Annotated in this window: 16 protein-coding genes and 1 tRNA gene; 6 read left to right on the top strand and 11 right to left on the bottom strand. The window is 64.6% G+C overall.

Features of this window, described 5'->3' with window-relative positions:
- The first annotated feature begins 112 nt into the window (after positions 1-112).
- Positions 113-733 (top strand): YceI family protein, encoded by a 621-nt coding sequence (locus ASE88_RS07030; protein ID WP_055879095.1) that lies wholly within the window; start codon positions 113-115, stop codon positions 731-733.
- 12 nt (positions 734-745) lie between these two features.
- On the opposite strand, the gene ASE88_RS07035 is transcribed toward ASE88_RS07030, so the two are convergent.
- Complete coding sequence (locus ASE88_RS07035) at positions 746-1,078, bottom strand: hypothetical protein (protein ID WP_055879092.1); 333 nt, start codon at positions 1,076-1,078, stop codon at positions 746-748.
- 262 nt (positions 1,079-1,340) lie between these two features.
- Here ASE88_RS07035 and leuA point away from each other — a divergent pair, with 262 nt between their 5' ends.
- Positions 1,341-2,999 carry a 2-isopropylmalate synthase gene (gene leuA, locus ASE88_RS07040; RefSeq protein WP_056476988.1) on the top strand — a complete coding sequence of 553 codons (1,659 nt, stop codon included), beginning with the start codon at positions 1,341-1,343 and terminating at the stop codon, positions 2,997-2,999.
- A 42-nt stretch (positions 3,000-3,041) separates the two neighbouring features.
- On the opposite strand, the gene ASE88_RS07045 is transcribed toward leuA, so the two are convergent.
- The 4 genes from ASE88_RS07045 to folE form a co-directional block, all read right to left on the bottom strand.
- Positions 3,042-3,719 (bottom strand): type 1 glutamine amidotransferase domain-containing protein, encoded by a 678-nt coding sequence (locus ASE88_RS07045; RefSeq protein WP_056477201.1) that lies wholly within the window; start codon positions 3,717-3,719, stop codon positions 3,042-3,044.
- Between the two features lie 104 nt (positions 3,720-3,823).
- Positions 3,824-4,180, bottom strand: coding sequence for a dihydroneopterin aldolase (locus ASE88_RS07050; RefSeq protein ID WP_056476991.1), 357 nt, complete (start codon positions 4,178-4,180; stop codon positions 3,824-3,826).
- On the bottom strand, positions 4,173-4,934 hold the full coding sequence (locus ASE88_RS07055; RefSeq protein ID WP_056476994.1) for an SDR family NAD(P)-dependent oxidoreductase: 762 nt from the start codon (positions 4,932-4,934) through the stop codon (positions 4,173-4,175). Before ASE88_RS07055 ends, ASE88_RS07050 begins: the two co-directional genes overlap by 8 nt.
- On the bottom strand, positions 4,931-5,569 hold the full coding sequence (folE, locus tag ASE88_RS07060; RefSeq protein WP_055880423.1) for a GTP cyclohydrolase I FolE: 639 nt from the start codon (positions 5,567-5,569) through the stop codon (positions 4,931-4,933). Before folE ends, ASE88_RS07055 begins: the two co-directional genes overlap by 4 nt.
- Positions 5,570-5,772: 203 nt before the next feature.
- Between folE and ASE88_RS07065 the strand changes: the two genes are divergently transcribed.
- Positions 5,773-8,778, top strand: a complete 3,006-nt coding sequence (locus ASE88_RS07065; RefSeq protein WP_056476997.1) for a TonB-dependent receptor — start codon at positions 5,773-5,775, stop codon at positions 8,776-8,778.
- A 302-nt stretch (positions 8,779-9,080) separates the two neighbouring features.
- Here ASE88_RS07065 and fghA read toward each other — a convergent pair whose 3' ends face one another.
- Genes fghA through ASE88_RS07080 form a run of 3 tightly spaced genes read right to left on the bottom strand, consistent with a single transcriptional unit; the run spans position 9,081 to position 11,428 of the window.
- Positions 9,081-9,929 (bottom strand): S-formylglutathione hydrolase, encoded by an 849-nt coding sequence (gene fghA, locus ASE88_RS07070; RefSeq protein WP_056477000.1) that lies wholly within the window; start codon positions 9,927-9,929, stop codon positions 9,081-9,083.
- Positions 9,929-10,312 (bottom strand): VOC family protein, encoded by a 384-nt coding sequence (locus tag ASE88_RS07075; protein ID WP_056477003.1) that lies wholly within the window; start codon positions 10,310-10,312, stop codon positions 9,929-9,931. Before ASE88_RS07075 ends, fghA begins: the two co-directional genes overlap by 1 nt.
- A 9-nt stretch (positions 10,313-10,321) precedes the next feature.
- A complete protein-coding gene (locus ASE88_RS07080; RefSeq protein WP_056477006.1) occupies positions 10,322-11,428 on the bottom strand; it encodes an S-(hydroxymethyl)glutathione dehydrogenase/class III alcohol dehydrogenase in 1,107 nt (368 codons plus the stop codon).
- Positions 11,429-11,547: 119 nt separating this feature from the next.
- Between ASE88_RS07080 and ASE88_RS07085 the strand changes: the two genes are divergently transcribed.
- The 3 genes from ASE88_RS07085 to ASE88_RS07095 all read left to right on the top strand — a co-directional run bounded on the left by ASE88_RS07085 (position 11,548) and on the right by ASE88_RS07095 (position 12,300).
- Positions 11,548-11,751, top strand: a complete 204-nt coding sequence (locus ASE88_RS07085; protein WP_056411381.1) for a DUF2945 domain-containing protein — start codon at positions 11,548-11,550, stop codon at positions 11,749-11,751.
- Positions 11,752-11,798: 47 nt separating this feature from the next.
- Complete coding sequence (locus tag ASE88_RS07090) at positions 11,799-12,059, top strand: SWIB/MDM2 domain-containing protein (protein WP_031394799.1); 261 nt, start codon at positions 11,799-11,801, stop codon at positions 12,057-12,059.
- 164 nt (positions 12,060-12,223) lie between these two features.
- Positions 12,224-12,300, top strand: a tRNA-Arg gene (locus tag ASE88_RS07095).
- Between the two features lie 46 nt (positions 12,301-12,346).
- On the opposite strand, the gene ASE88_RS07100 is transcribed toward ASE88_RS07095, so the two are convergent.
- From ASE88_RS07100 to grxC, 3 genes are read right to left on the bottom strand one after another with little or no spacing between them, the layout of a single operon-like run.
- Positions 12,347-12,778 (bottom strand): DUF1178 family protein, encoded by a 432-nt coding sequence (locus tag ASE88_RS07100; protein WP_056477009.1) that lies wholly within the window; start codon positions 12,776-12,778, stop codon positions 12,347-12,349.
- Complete coding sequence (locus tag ASE88_RS07105; RefSeq protein ID WP_056477012.1) at positions 12,775-13,602, bottom strand: carbon-nitrogen hydrolase family protein; 828 nt, start codon at positions 13,600-13,602, stop codon at positions 12,775-12,777. Before ASE88_RS07105 ends, ASE88_RS07100 begins: the two co-directional genes overlap by 4 nt.
- On the bottom strand, positions 13,602-13,856 hold the full coding sequence (gene grxC / locus ASE88_RS07110) for a glutaredoxin 3 (protein WP_056477015.1): 255 nt from the start codon (positions 13,854-13,856) through the stop codon (positions 13,602-13,604). The genes ASE88_RS07105 and grxC overlap by 1 nt, the downstream gene beginning before the upstream one ends.
- Positions 13,857-13,874: the final 18 nt, after the last annotated feature.

Raw genomic sequence — 13,874 nt, forward strand, 5'->3', positions numbered from 1 at the left:
CGACTGCGGCTCACGCACCGACGGCGCCATTTCGAAACACAGCGTTGGCATAACGTCGTTTGACGCGGATCCTCCCCTCGGCCAGCATCGCGCGATCAACAGGAGACTTTCCATGCGCCTCGCCCTTGCCACCGTCCTTGCCCTCACCGCCGCGCCGCTCATCACGCAAAGCGTGCTCGCGCAGACCGCGGGCGTTCCCGGCGCCCCCGTCAAGGCACGAGTCGCCGCCGGCACTTACGCGGTCGATCCGAACCACACGCAGGTCACGTGGCAGGTGAACCATATGGGCTTCTCGATGCTCGAAGGGCAGTTCGGCGCATCGGGTGGCAGCATCACGATCGATCCCGCCAAACCCAACGCGACCAAGGTCGCGGTCGACTTCGCGATCGACCAGCTCTCGGTCACCGCGGCGCCGTTCGCGGGCCATCTGAAGTCGAAGGACTTCTTCGACGCCGCGACCTACCCGACCGCGAAGTTCGTCTCGACCAAGGTCGTCGCAACCGGCGACAAGGCGACGATCACTGGCGACCTCACGCTCAAGGGCGTCACCAAGCCGGTCGTGCTGCAGGCGACCTTCGTCGGCGCGGGCGCGAACCCGATGAACAAGAAGCTCAACTTCGGCTTCCGCGCGACGACCTCGATCAAGCGCAGCGACTTCAACCTCGGTGCCTATGCCCCCGTCGTGTCGGACAAGGTGGACCTGACGATCAACGCTGCGTTCGCGGCCAACTGATCGCGCCTGTCGCTAGGGCACGGTCACGGATACCGCCAGGGTGACCGTGACCGTGTTCGTAGCGGAATGGATCGCGACCGCGGTCACCCAGTCCTCCTGACGATCGGTATAGGTCGTCTTCACCGGTGTGAGGACTTGGATCACCATGCCGTCGGGCTCATCGGCGACGAAATCATATCCCTGCACACCATCTTCGGGGGGCGTGATATAGATATGTTTCGACAAGGTCGGGTTCGTCCACCCGCCGCTTTCGACGATGCCATCGGCGGTGATCGTCAGTGTTGGCGGGAGGCTCTTTCCGGTTTCGACGTGGACACATCCGATGCTGTAGATCGTCTTGGTCATGGCTTTTCTCCAAACCGGCCGATCACGTGGCCACTGACAGGCTATCAGCCATAGGATCCGGCGTACGCTCCAGGCTGATCCATTTTGACTGGACAATCGGCGCCGGTCGGCGATAGCGTGAGCGCAATGACGCCGGTCCTTCGCCTTTCGCTGCTTCGACTTACGCGCCCTTAGGCGCGCCGATCGTTTGCGTGGTGGCCAGCCCCCGCGCCTCGCGCCTAAGGGCTGACCCGAACGCTCCCGATCACGAGAGACACGAGCCATGCTGCGCGACCCATCGACCAAGTACCGACCCTTCCCGCAAATAGACCTGCCCGACCGCCAATGGCCGTCGAAGACGATCGTCAAGCCGCCGCGCTGGCTGTCGACCGATCTGCGCGACGGCAACCAGGCGCTGATCGACCCGATGGATGCCGAGAAGAAGACCCGCTTCTTCGACCTGCTCTGCAAGGTCGGGCTGAAGGAGATCGAGGTCGGCTTCCCGAGCGCCGGCGCCACCGAGTTCGACTTCATTTCCGGCCTGGTGAAGACCGGCCGCATTCCCGACGACGTCGCGATCCAGGTGCTGACCCAGTCGCGCCGCGACCTCATCGAGACGAGTTTCGCCAGCCTCGTCGGCGCGAAGACCGCGATCGTCCACCTCTACAACGCGGTCAGCCCGGCATGGCGCAAGATCGTGTTCGGGATGGACCGCGCACAGGTGAAGCAGATCGCGATCGACGGCGCCAAGGTGCTGCGCGACGAGGCCGCAAAACAGCCCAATGTTCGATGGCAGTTCGAATACAGCCCAGAGACCTTCTCAACCGCCGAGCTCGATTTCAGCCTTGAGGTCTGCGAGGCGGTGATGGACGTCTTGATGCCGACGCCCGACAATCCGATCATCTTCAACCTGCCCGCCACCGTCGAGTGCGCGACGCCGAACATCTATGCCGACCAGATCGAATGGTTCGGCCGCCACATCCGCAACCGTGACTCGGTGGCGATCTCGCTGCACACGCACAACGACCGCGGCACCGGCGTCGCCGCGGCCGAGCTCGGCATGATGGCGGGCGCGGACCGGGTCGAGGGCTGCCTGCTCGGCAATGGCGAGCGCACCGGCAATTGCGATCTCGTGACCGTCGCGCTCAACATGTACACGCAAGGCGTCGATCCGAAGCTCGACCTGTCGGACATTGACGGCGTCGTGAACACGGTCAATTACTGCACCAATATTCCCGTCCACCCGCGCACGCCCTACGCGGGCGACCTCGTCTTCACCGCGTTTTCGGGGTCGCATCAGGACGCGATCAAGAAGGGATTTGCCGCGCAGGAGGCAAAGAACGACACGCTGTGGGAAGTCCCCTATCTGCCGATCGACCCCGCCGATCTCGGCCGCAGCTACGAGGCAGTGATCCGCGTCAATTCGCAGTCGGGCAAGGGCGGCGTCGCCTGGGTGATCGAGCAGGACAAGGGGCTCAAGCTCCCCAAGCGTCTCCAGGCCGATTTCAGCCGCCACGTCCAGGCCTATGCCGACGAGACCAGCCGTGAATTGAACGCCGCAGATATCTGGAGCCTGTTTGAGCGGACCTACATGCCGCAGGCGGACGACCGCGTCGAACTGCGCGACTATGAGGAAAGCGGCACGGCGGGCCAACGCGTTTTCATCGGCCGCGTCGCGATCGATGGCGAGGAGCGGTCGATCTCAGGCCGCGGCAACGGGCTGATCTCGGGCGTGATCGCAGCGATTGCTGAGTCGACCGGCCCGACGCTCGACGTCGTCGACTATAACGAGCACGCTATCGGCCACGGCGCGGATGCGCAGGCCGCCGCCTATGTCGAATGCCGGACCGCGGCGGGCAAGACGGTGTTCGGCGTCGGCATGGACACCGACATCGCGACCGCCTCGGTCCGCGCCGTCCTCAGCGCCGCCAACCGCGCTTGACCTCTCTAAAGGCGGCCACCGGTCAAGCCGGTGGCCGTTCTCTCAGGCGAGCTTCGCCAGTAGCGTCTGTGCTGCCTTTTCCGACGAGGCCGGGTTCTGCCCAGTGATCAGCAAGCCGTCCTCGACGACATGCACACCCCAATCGGCGGTCTTCGAATAATCGCCACCCTGCTGGGTGAGCATATCCTCGACGAGGAACGGCACGATATCGCTGAGCCCGACCGCCGCCTCTTCGCCATTGGTGAAGCCGGTGACCGCCTTCCCCTTGACGAGCGGCGAGCCATCGGCGGCCTTCACGTCGCGCAGCACGCCAGGCGCGTGACAGACCAGCGCGACGGGCTTGCCCGCGGCGATGGTCGTCTCGATCAGCGCGGTCGATGTCGTGTCGTTGGCGAGATCCCAAAGCGGGCCGTGTCCACCCGGATAGAACACCGCGTCGAAATCGGCGATCTTCATCTCGGACAGTTTCCGCGTATCCGCGAGCGCCGCACTGGCCTCTGCATCCGCCTCGAACCGGCGGGTCGCGTCGGTCTGCGCGTCGGGCTTCGCGCTGCTCGGATCGAGCGGCGGCTGCCCCCCCGCCGGCGAGGCGAGCGTGATGGACGCGCCAGCATCCTTGAACACGTAATAGGGCGCGGCAAGTTCCTCGAGCCAGAAGCCGGTCTTGCGGCCGGTATCGCCGAGATCGGCATGCGAGGTGAGGACGACGAGAATGTTCACCATAAGTCTCCGGATTGGGGGTTATGGGGAGGGAACGAACCGGCTCCAGGATCGGCGCCGATCCCGGGAAGCAAACGCGCCCGGTCGTGAAACTATCGCCTCCACTAGATCGCGCGGTCCCGGACGATCCGGCACCCGATCGCGGCGTCGGGGTAGACGTCGGTCTTCATCGTCTCGACCTCGACCCGCCTCACCCGCTCGTCACTCAGACAAAGCGCGGCGATGGCCTCGCACAGCGTCTCTTGCAACGCGAACGGGCGCTCCGCCGCCATCGCCAGAATCTCCGCGCGGACGAAATCATAATCGAGCACCTCGCCGATCGCATCCTCGCCGAGCGGCCCGGGATACACGACCGTCATCTCGACCGAGACGACCACGCGTTGCGGCGCCACCTCGTGCGGATGGATCCCGAGCCGCATCATCACCTCGAGCCCATCGAGGATCGTCGTGAACTCAGCCATTGCGCCCCTCGAACATAACGTCGCCATCGCGCGCCAGAAAACGCTGCCCGCAATCGACGAACAGGTTCTGCCCCGTCACGCCCTGCGCAGTGAGCAACCACGCGACCGCGTCCGCGACCGCCTCCGCGCCGACCGGCCGATTGAGCAGATTGTCGCTCGCGACCGCCGCAAACTCTTCTTCGCTCTGGTCGCCGCTCGGCAGCGTCAAACCGGGCGACACCGCGTTCACCACGACCCGCGGGCCCAGCGCCTGCGCGAGCATCGTCGTCGCCCCCTCGAGCGCGATCTTTCCGCAGCTATAGGAGAAGAAGTCCGGGTTGAGATTGGCCACCTTCTGGTCGAGCACGTTGACGACGGCACCGTCCGTCACATCGTCCTGCGATGCCAGCGCGGAGGCCAGCAACACCGGCGCCCCGCAATTGATCGCGCCAAGCTCGGCGAACAGCACCGGATCGACGCCCGGCGGCCGGTCGAACTCGAACCGCGAGGCGCAGTTCACTAGCCCGTCGATCGGCCCGCCGATTGCGGCCCGCGCGGCCGAAAACAGTTTGCCAATCGCGCCGAGATCGCTCAGATCCCCCCCGACCGCCGCTGCCCGCCCGTCCGTCGCGGCGATCTCGTCGACCAGTGCCGCCGCCTCCGCGGGCGAGTGCCCCTGGTGGACGACCACCGCATGCCCGTCCGCCGCCAGCCGCCGGACGATCGCCGCGCCCAGCCGCTTCGCACCGCCCGTCACCAGGACGGTTCGGCTCATGCGCGCGCGCCCATCAACGACAGCACTTCCTTGCGGCTGCGCTCGTCGTCGCGGAACACCCCCATCATCCGGCTGGTGACCATCGTCACCCCCGGCGTCCGCACGCCGCGCGCGGTCATGCAGGCATGGCTCGCCTCGATCACCACCGCGACACCTTGCGGCTTGAGGTTGTCCCAGATGCAATCGGCCACCTCCGCGGTCAGCCGCTCCTGCACCTGCAACCGCCGCGCGAAGCCGTGCAGCACGCGCGCGAGCTTCGAAATGCCGACGACATGGTTGCGCGGCAGGTACGCGATATGCGCCTTGCCGATGATCGGCGCCATGTGATGCTCGCAGTGCGACTGGAACGGGATGTCCTTGAGCAGCACGATCTCGTCATAACCGCCCACTTCCTCGAACACGCGTTCGAGGTGCTTGGCCGGATCATCGCCATAGCCCGCGCAATATTCCTTCCACGCACGTGCAACACGACGCGGCGTATCGAGCAGCCCCTCGCGCGTCGGATCGTCGCCAGCCCAGCGGATCAGGGTGCGGATCGCCGACGCTACGTCATCGGGCACAATCACCTTGCCATCCGGACCCAGCACATCCTCCGCAACCGACCGCCCCTTGGGCTCGCCCAGTTCATCCCGCATCGCAACACCCTTTGTCAGCATACCCAAACATCGGAATATGGGTCCTTTTTTGCAACTGTTTCATTTCGGCCACGCGCAGTAAATCCCGGTTTTCCGGGGAAGAAAAAGCGTTGACGGCTGATTTTTTTGGTCGTTACTTCGCCATACCTGAAAAACGAAATCGTGAATCGGCATAGACCGGCACGATCGGGGAGAGGACTGCAATGGCAAAGTTCGAATTGCTCGCCGCATCGGCGATGATACTCCTGTCGATTGCGCCGGCAATGGCGCAGACCGCGACCACAACGTCCGCTGAAAATACCGCACCCACCAACGGTCCGGGGCAGGAAGCCCCGTCAACGCCAACGACGTCAACGCCAACGACGTCGACGCAAACGACGTCGACGCAGACCGCTCCGGCAGACACGTCATCGAGCGCCTACGCATCGCAGGATATCGTGATTACCGCGCAACGCCAATCGCAGCGTTTGCAGGACGTTCCGATTGCTGTGAGTGCCTTTACCGCGGACAACATCGCCAAGCAGCAGATCGTCAACCCGAGCGCGCTCCAGCAAACGCTGCCCAACGTCACCTTCACCAAGACCAACTTCACCACGTCGAGCTTCACGATCCGCGGGATCGGCGATCTGTGCACCGGCGCGACTTGCGACACGGCGACCGCGATCCACGTCAACGACATGCCGCTGGTCACGACCCGCCTGTTCGAGAGCGAGTTCTTCGATCTCGAGCGGATCGAGGTCCTGCGCGGACCGCAGGGTACTTTGTTCGGCCGTAATGCGACCTCGGGCGTGGTCAACTTCATCTCCGCCAAGCCCGATCTGTCCGCGATCCATTCCGCCGCCGAGTTCGAATACGGCAACTACGACTCGAAGCGCGTGAAGGCGATGTTCAACCTGCCCTTCACCGACACGCTCGGCATTCGCGTGGCCGGAACCTATCTCAACCGCGACGGCTATACCAAGAACCTCTATGACGGTCGCAAGATCGACGGGCGCGATCTCTATTCGGTTCGCGGCACGCTGTCGTGGGAGCCGACCAGTGCCACGCGGATCGACCTGATCGGCTATTATTTCCGCGAGAAGGACGATCGCTCGCGACTGCAGAAACAGCTGTGCCACCGTGACCCGACGGGCGTGCTCGGGTGCCTGCCCGACCGGCTCGCCAACGAAACCGCGAACGGCAATTCGACGCTTGCCGCGGTACTCAGCTCGAACGAGTTCTTCGCGGTCAACAACCCCGCGCTGGCGCGGTTCGGTCTGCAGAGCCTGTACGGGCAGGACAGCTATGCCGGCGTCGTCAATCCGCGTGATGTCCGCACCGTATCGCTCGACTATAGCCCGACCTATTTCGCCAAGGAGGAACAATATACCGCGAAGATCTTCCATGATTTTGGCCCCGTCAGCCTGAACTTCACCGGCGGCTATACGCGCAACGTCGTCGACAGCGGCACCGACTACAACCTCGCGGTCGAAAACTCGCTGACCAACAACGCCGGGCTCGCCACGCTTAACGCGCTGGCGCGCACCGGATCGCCGTTCGCCTTCCTCAACGGCGTGCGGCAGACGCTGATCCCCAACGGCCCGGCCGGGGGTGCATGCCAGTCGGCAGCCGATCCGAACAATGTCGGCATCTATGGCGGCAATTCGATCGGCTGTTATCCGCAGAGCCTCGACTTCGACCGCTCGCGCCAGAAGAATCGCCAATATTCGGCCGAGGCGCATCTCGACAGCAATTTCGACGGAATGTTCAACTTCCTGCTCGGCGGCATCTATGTCGACAGCAAATCCACCAACACCGATTATTTCGTCAACGCGTTCGGGCTCGATTACGCCTCGGGCATCCTCGGCTCGGCGAACGCGGCGGGGCTCGGGCTGCCCGCGGGCAACGGCTATTTCCTGGCGACGCCCTTCTATCGCAACAGCGACACCGAGTTCCGCCTAAAATCCTACGGCATCTTCGGCGAGACCTATTTCAAGTTCACCGACGCGCTCAAGCTGACTGTCGGCCTGCGCTACAATCGCGACAAGAAGACCGACCAGGCGCGCAACCTCGCGCTCAATGTGCTGACTCCGATCGGCGCGACGGGCATCGAGCAGGGGCTGAACTATGGCACGGTCGATTTCGACCCCAATCTACCCGGCCGGCAGGAATTCGCCAATGCGCAGGTCAGCTTCTCGCGGCTTACCGGGCGCGCGGTGCTCGACTACCGGATCACCGAGAACAACCTGCTCTACGCTTCCTATTCGCGCGGGTATAAGTCGGGCGGGATCAACCCGCCGCTGCTGCCGCTGTTCAACGTCAGCAGCACGTTCGAGCCGGAACAGGTCAACGCATACGAGATCGGCTCGAAAAACACCTTTGGCGGCGGCCAGTTCAGGCTGAACCTCACCGGCTTCTATTACCAGTACAAGAACCTGCAGCTGAGCCGGATCGTCGCGCGCACCTCGGTCAACGACAACGTCAACGCCGATATCTATGGCGTGGAGGCCGAGGCGATCATGAGCCCGATCCCAGCGTTCGTCGTCAACATGAATGCGAGCTATTTGCATTCGAAGGTGTCGAGCGACAAGTTCCTGGTCAATCCGCGCGACGTGTCGGGCGGGCGGGCCGACGCGGTGATCATCAAGGACATCACCAACGCATCGAACTGCGTCGTCGTACCCAACGCGGCGGGGAATGCCGCGCTGTCGAACGGCTATGTCACGGTGGTCAATCGCGCGGTCGGCCTGCGAGGCCCCACCGCAATCCCGACGGTCGCGGCGACCGGCGCATTCGGTATCTGCTCGGCACTGGGCGCGAATGCGGCGGCGAGCGGCGTATCGGTGCTCGACGGCGTGACGACCAACATCCGCGGCAACCGCCTGCCGCAGGCGCCGACGTACAAATGGTCGGTCGGTGCGCAGTACACGATCGACTTCGCCAACGGCATGAACCTCGTGCCGCGTGCGGATCTCAACTATACAGGCGGGTTCGCGGCCAGCATCTTCAACACCATCGTCGACCGCATCCCGGGCTATGCGGTGGTCAACATGCAGGTCCAGCTCAACGCGCGCGAAGACCGGTTCTACGTCCGCGGCTTCGTGCAGAACCTGGCGAACAACAACGCGATCACCGGGCAATATGTCACCGATCAGTCGGCCGGGCTGTTCACCAACATCTTCACGATCGAACCGCGACGGTATGGCGTAGCGGCGGGGTTCAAGTTCTGAGGTTGCGCAAAGTCTGCATGCTGCCCCGCTAACGATCCTCCCCCGCCAGGGGGAAGTGGCGCGAAGCGACGGAGGGGGAGGACACGCAACGCAGGTTTCCCTGCCCTCCCCCTCCGTTCGGCAAGCGCCAGCCGCCTCCCCCTGGCGGGGGAGGATTTACGCGGCAGCCGCCCCCTTCGTCATCCTGACGAAAGTCAGGACCCGGAGCCAAGCAGCGTCACGTCTGTAACCCCGGGTCCTGACGTTCGTCAGGATGACGGAGGGGGGTAACCGTAAACAGGCCAACGGCTACCCCAAGCTCCTTACCCGACCCGACGGTACGCCAGCCGCTCGGCATGCCAGGCGACATGCTCGCCCATGAACGTCGAGATGAAGTTGTAGCTGTGATCATACCCCGGCTGCATTCGAAGCGTCAGCCCGATCCCCGCCGCCGCGCACGCCTCCGCGAGCAATTCCGGCTTCAGCTGCTCGGCAAGGAACCCATCCGCATCGCCCTGATCGACGAGGATCTCCGCCACCCGCGCCCCATCCGCGATCAGCGCACACGCGTCGTACGATCGCCACGCCATCCGATCGGGCCCGAGATACCCGCCAAGCGCCTTCTCGCCCCAGGCACACTGCAACGGCGCCACGATCGGCGCGAACGCCGAGACGCTCCTGAACCGATCCGGATTGCGTAGCGCGATCGTCAGCGCGCCGTGCCCGCCCATCGAATGCCCCATGATTCCCTGCCGGCCCATATCCGCCATCGGAAACCGCGCCGCGATCAGTGCCGGCAGTTCGTCCTCGACATAGGAGCGCATCCGGAAATTGGCCGCCCAGGGCTCCTGCGTCGCATCGACGTAGAAGCCAGCCCCCTTGCCGAAATCATACGCGTCGTCGTCGGGCACGTCGTCGCCGCGCGGCGAGGTATCGGGCGCGACCAGGATCACGCCGAGCTCGGCGCAGGCGCGGCGATACTCGCCCTTGTCCATGACGTTGGCATGCGTGCAAGTCAGTCCAGACAGGAACCACAGCACCGGCAACCGCGCGCCATCATCATGCGGCGGGACGTAGACGGCGAAGCTCATGTCGGTGCCGGTCGCGGTCGAGGCGTGGCGGTACACGCCCTGGGTACCGCCATAGGCCTTGCTGGTGGAGATGGTCTCCATCACGCGACCCGGTGCAGCGCGCAGATCTTGTTACCCGACGGATCGCGCAGATACGCCAGATACAGTTTCCGCCCCCCGGTCGCCTCGCGCACGCCGGGGGGATCCTCGCAGGCGGTACCGCCATGCGCGAGGCCGGCCGCGTGCCACGCATCCGCCGCATCGGTCGAGGCCGCGGCGAACCCCATCGTGCTGCCATTGCCGTGGCTGGCCGGCTGGCCATCGATCGGCTTGGTCAGCAGGAAGCGGCCACCGGCATGCGCGTAGACCACCCGGCCCCAGTCATCGACGACGCCCTCGGGCACGCCCAGCGCGCCCAGCGCCGCGTCGTAGAACGCCTTCGATGCCGCGATATCGTCGGCACCCAGCATGATGTGCGTGAACATGGCCGCTCCTCAGTAGATCACGACGGAGCGGATGCTCTCGCCGGCGTGCATCAGGTCGAAGCCCTTGTTGATCTCGTCGAGCGTCAGGCGGTGCGTGATCATCGGGTCGATCTGGATCATGCCGTTCATGTACCAGTCGACGATCTTCGGCGTATCGGTCCGCCCGCGCGCGCCGCCGAACGCGGTCCCGCGCCAGTTGCGCCCGGTGACGAGCTGGAACGGCCGCGTCGAGATTTCCTTGCCCGCCTCGGCCACGCCGATCACGATCGACGTGCCCCAGCCGCGATGGCACGCCTCGAGCGCCTGGCGCATGACGGTGGTGTTGCCGGTCGCATCGAAGGTGAAGTCCGCGCCGCCGTCGGTGAGCGCGACGATATGCGGCACGATGTCGCCCACATCCTTGGGGTTGGCGAAGTGCGTCATGCCGAAGCGGCGGCCCCATTCCTCGCGGTCGGGGTTGATGTCGACGCCGACGATCATGCCGGCGCCTGCGAGCTTGGCGCCCTGGATCACGTTCAGCCCGATCCCGCCGAGCCCGAACACGACGACGGTGTCGCCCGGCTGGACCTTGGCCGTGTGCACGACCGCGCCGACGCCCGTCGTCACGCCGCAGCCGATATAGCAACTGGTATCGAACGGCGCGTCCTCCCGGATCTTGGCGACCGCGATCTCGGGCAGCACGGTGAAGTTCGAGAAGGTCGAGCAGCCCATGTAATGGAAGATCGGCTGGCCCTTGTAGCTGAACCGCGTCGTCCCGTCGGGCATCAGCCCCTTGCCTTGCGTCGCGCGGATCGCGGTGCACAGGTTGGTCTTGCCGCTGAGGCACGACTTACACTGGCGGCATTCGGGCGTGTAGAGCGGGATCACGTGATCGCCGACGGCGACGCTGGTCACGCCCGCGCCGATCTCGCGAACGATGCCGGCGCCTTCATGACCCAGCACGCTCGGAAACAACCCTTCCGAATCAAGCCCGTCGAGCGTGTACGCGTCGGTGTGGCAGATGCCCGTCGCCATGATTTCGACGAGCACTTCGCCGGATTTCGGTCCCTCGAGGTCGAGTTCGACGATCTCGAGCGGTTTTTTTGCCTCGAACGCTACGGCGGCGCGGGTCTTCATCGGTCGGTCTCCTTGATTGCCGCCCTGATGCCTCGCGGGCCGCCCGTCTGCAACCCGCGCGACATGCAACCAAACCCGCCTTCCGGCGCTTGATCGTTGCAAATCAAGGAGATGCGACGATGAAGGATCCAAAGAAGGGCGACGAGGTCACCTGGAAATCGCATGGCGGCGAGGCGCACGGCACCGTCGAAAAGAAACAGACCAGCGACACGACGATCAAGGGCCACACCGTCAAGGCCTCCAAGGAGGAGCCCCAGTTCATCGTAAAGAGTGACAAGGGCGGCAAGGCAGCGCACAAGGCGGACGCGCTCACCAAGGCGTGACCACGCGCGCAGTGCCAAACGCACGCGCGCAACAGGAAGGAATGCTTATGGCTACAGCTCCCAAGACCGGCGGCATCCACGCCCCCGTTCAGCCCTCTCCCGAGCTCGGCGAGATCGTCGGCAACGACAAGCTGCCGCGCAGCGAAGTGATCAGCAAGGTGTGGGTCTACATCAAGGCGCACAACCTCCAGAACCCTGAGAACAAGCGCGAGATCCTCGCGGACGAGAAGCTGAAGAAGGTCTTCGGGCGTGACAAGTGCACGATGTTCGAGATGAACAAGTACATCTCGCAGCACGTTAAGGCTTAACCGCCAGCACTGCACGGCAAGCGGCGGCGGGGATTCACGCGATACCCGCCGCCCTTGATACTCGTTCGATCCGGCCCTGTTGAGCAGATCATATCCGGCCGGACGTCTGCGCGAACGCCGCGCGCTTGATCGTCGTCAACGACCGCGGTATTGCGCTACCCGATGCCCCCGTAGCTCAGCCGGATAGAGCGACGGTTTCCTAAACCGTAGGCCGCGTGTTCAAATCTCGCCGGGGGCACCAGCTTCTACCGCGCAGCCGCGGATGCCTCGCGCTACGGTGCGATATCTCAGTTCAGCTTTTCGGGCGGTGTCATGGGCATTAGGAGCGGTGCGACCGGTACGCCCTCTGCGACCAGCGCCTTGGCCTCCGCAAGACTGGTCTGGCCGTGAATGGTGGCATGTCGCTCCTCGCCGAGATGCATCGCACGGGCGCGATCGGCGAATGCGGTGCCGACCCACTCGGACACTTTCAACGCCTCGGCCTGCTGATGCGCAAGTTCGGTCATCAGCGACTTGATCGCATCCGGCGTCGGTGCATCGGGCTTGCGGTTGCCCTTGCCGGCAATGGCGGGCGCCATCACCGCCTTGCCGATTTCGCAATCGTCGCACACTGGGCATCGAACCTGCCCCGCCCGGCGCTGATCCTCATAGGCGCCGCTGGACGCGAACCATGCCTCGAACACATGACCGCCGCCGCATTTAAGGTCGAAGACGATCATCGGACGATCGTAACGGGTGGGATCGCGCGGCGATGCTGGAGTACCGGCATACGCGACCGGACCGCCGCGACGCGCGCCGGGTCGATCTCTGCGAATGCTAGCCCGGCCGGCTCGCCCATGTCGAGGATCACCTCGCCCCAGGGATCGATCACCAGCGAATGGCCATAGGTCGCGCGACCGTCGGCATGGACGCCGGTCTGTGCCGCCGCGACGACATAAGCGCCGGCCTCGATCGCACGCGCACGCAACAGGATGTGCCAGTGTGCGGCGCCGGTCGGCCGCGTGAACGCCGCCGGCACCGAGAGGAGCGTCGCGCCCGCATCGCTCAGCGCGCGGTACAGATCGGCAAAGCGCAGATCATAGCAGATCGAGGCACCCAGCATGCCGACGGGGGTATCGACCACGCTTGCCGTATCGCCAGCGACATACGCCGCGGATTCACGCCAGCTTTCGCCGGTCGGTAGGTCCACATCGAACAGATGCAGCTTGTCGTAGCGCGCGCAAATTGCCCCCGTTCCGTCGATCACGAAGCCCCGATTGGCGAACTTCCCGTCGGAACGGCGCACCGCGAGCGAGCCGAGATGTACCCATAGCCCGGTCCTCGCCGCCGCGCTGCAGACTGCGGCCAGCACTGGATCGTCGTCCTCGAGGACGATCGACGCAGCACCACGCGTACGGTCACGATCGATCAATCCTGCCATCTCTGGCGTAAAGACCATCTCCGCACCGCCGTCGCGTGCGAAGTGGATCGCTTCGACGATGGTCTGCGCATTGGCGGCAGGATCAATCCCGCTCGTCATCTGGAGGAGCGCGATCGTCGGCATCAGCCGAGCAAGGGGTCGAGACCGCCCTTTGCGTCGAGCGCCGCCAGATCGTCGGACCCGCCGATATGCCGACCGTCGATAAAGACCTGCGGCATCGTCATGCGGCCACCCGATCGTTCGACCATCTCGGCCTTTTTCGGGCCGCCCATGGTGACGTCGAACGTCTCCGGTTCGACCCCCTTGCTGGCAAGGAGTCTCAATGCCCGCGAGCAATAGGGGCAGAATTGCTTGATGTAGATTTCGACTTTAGCCATGCCTCCGGAGGTGTGGTC

Origin of the sequence: Sphingomonas sp. Leaf38, from assembly GCF_001421825.1 — a bacterium.
GTDB lineage: Bacteria > Pseudomonadota > Alphaproteobacteria > Sphingomonadales > Sphingomonadaceae > Sphingomonas.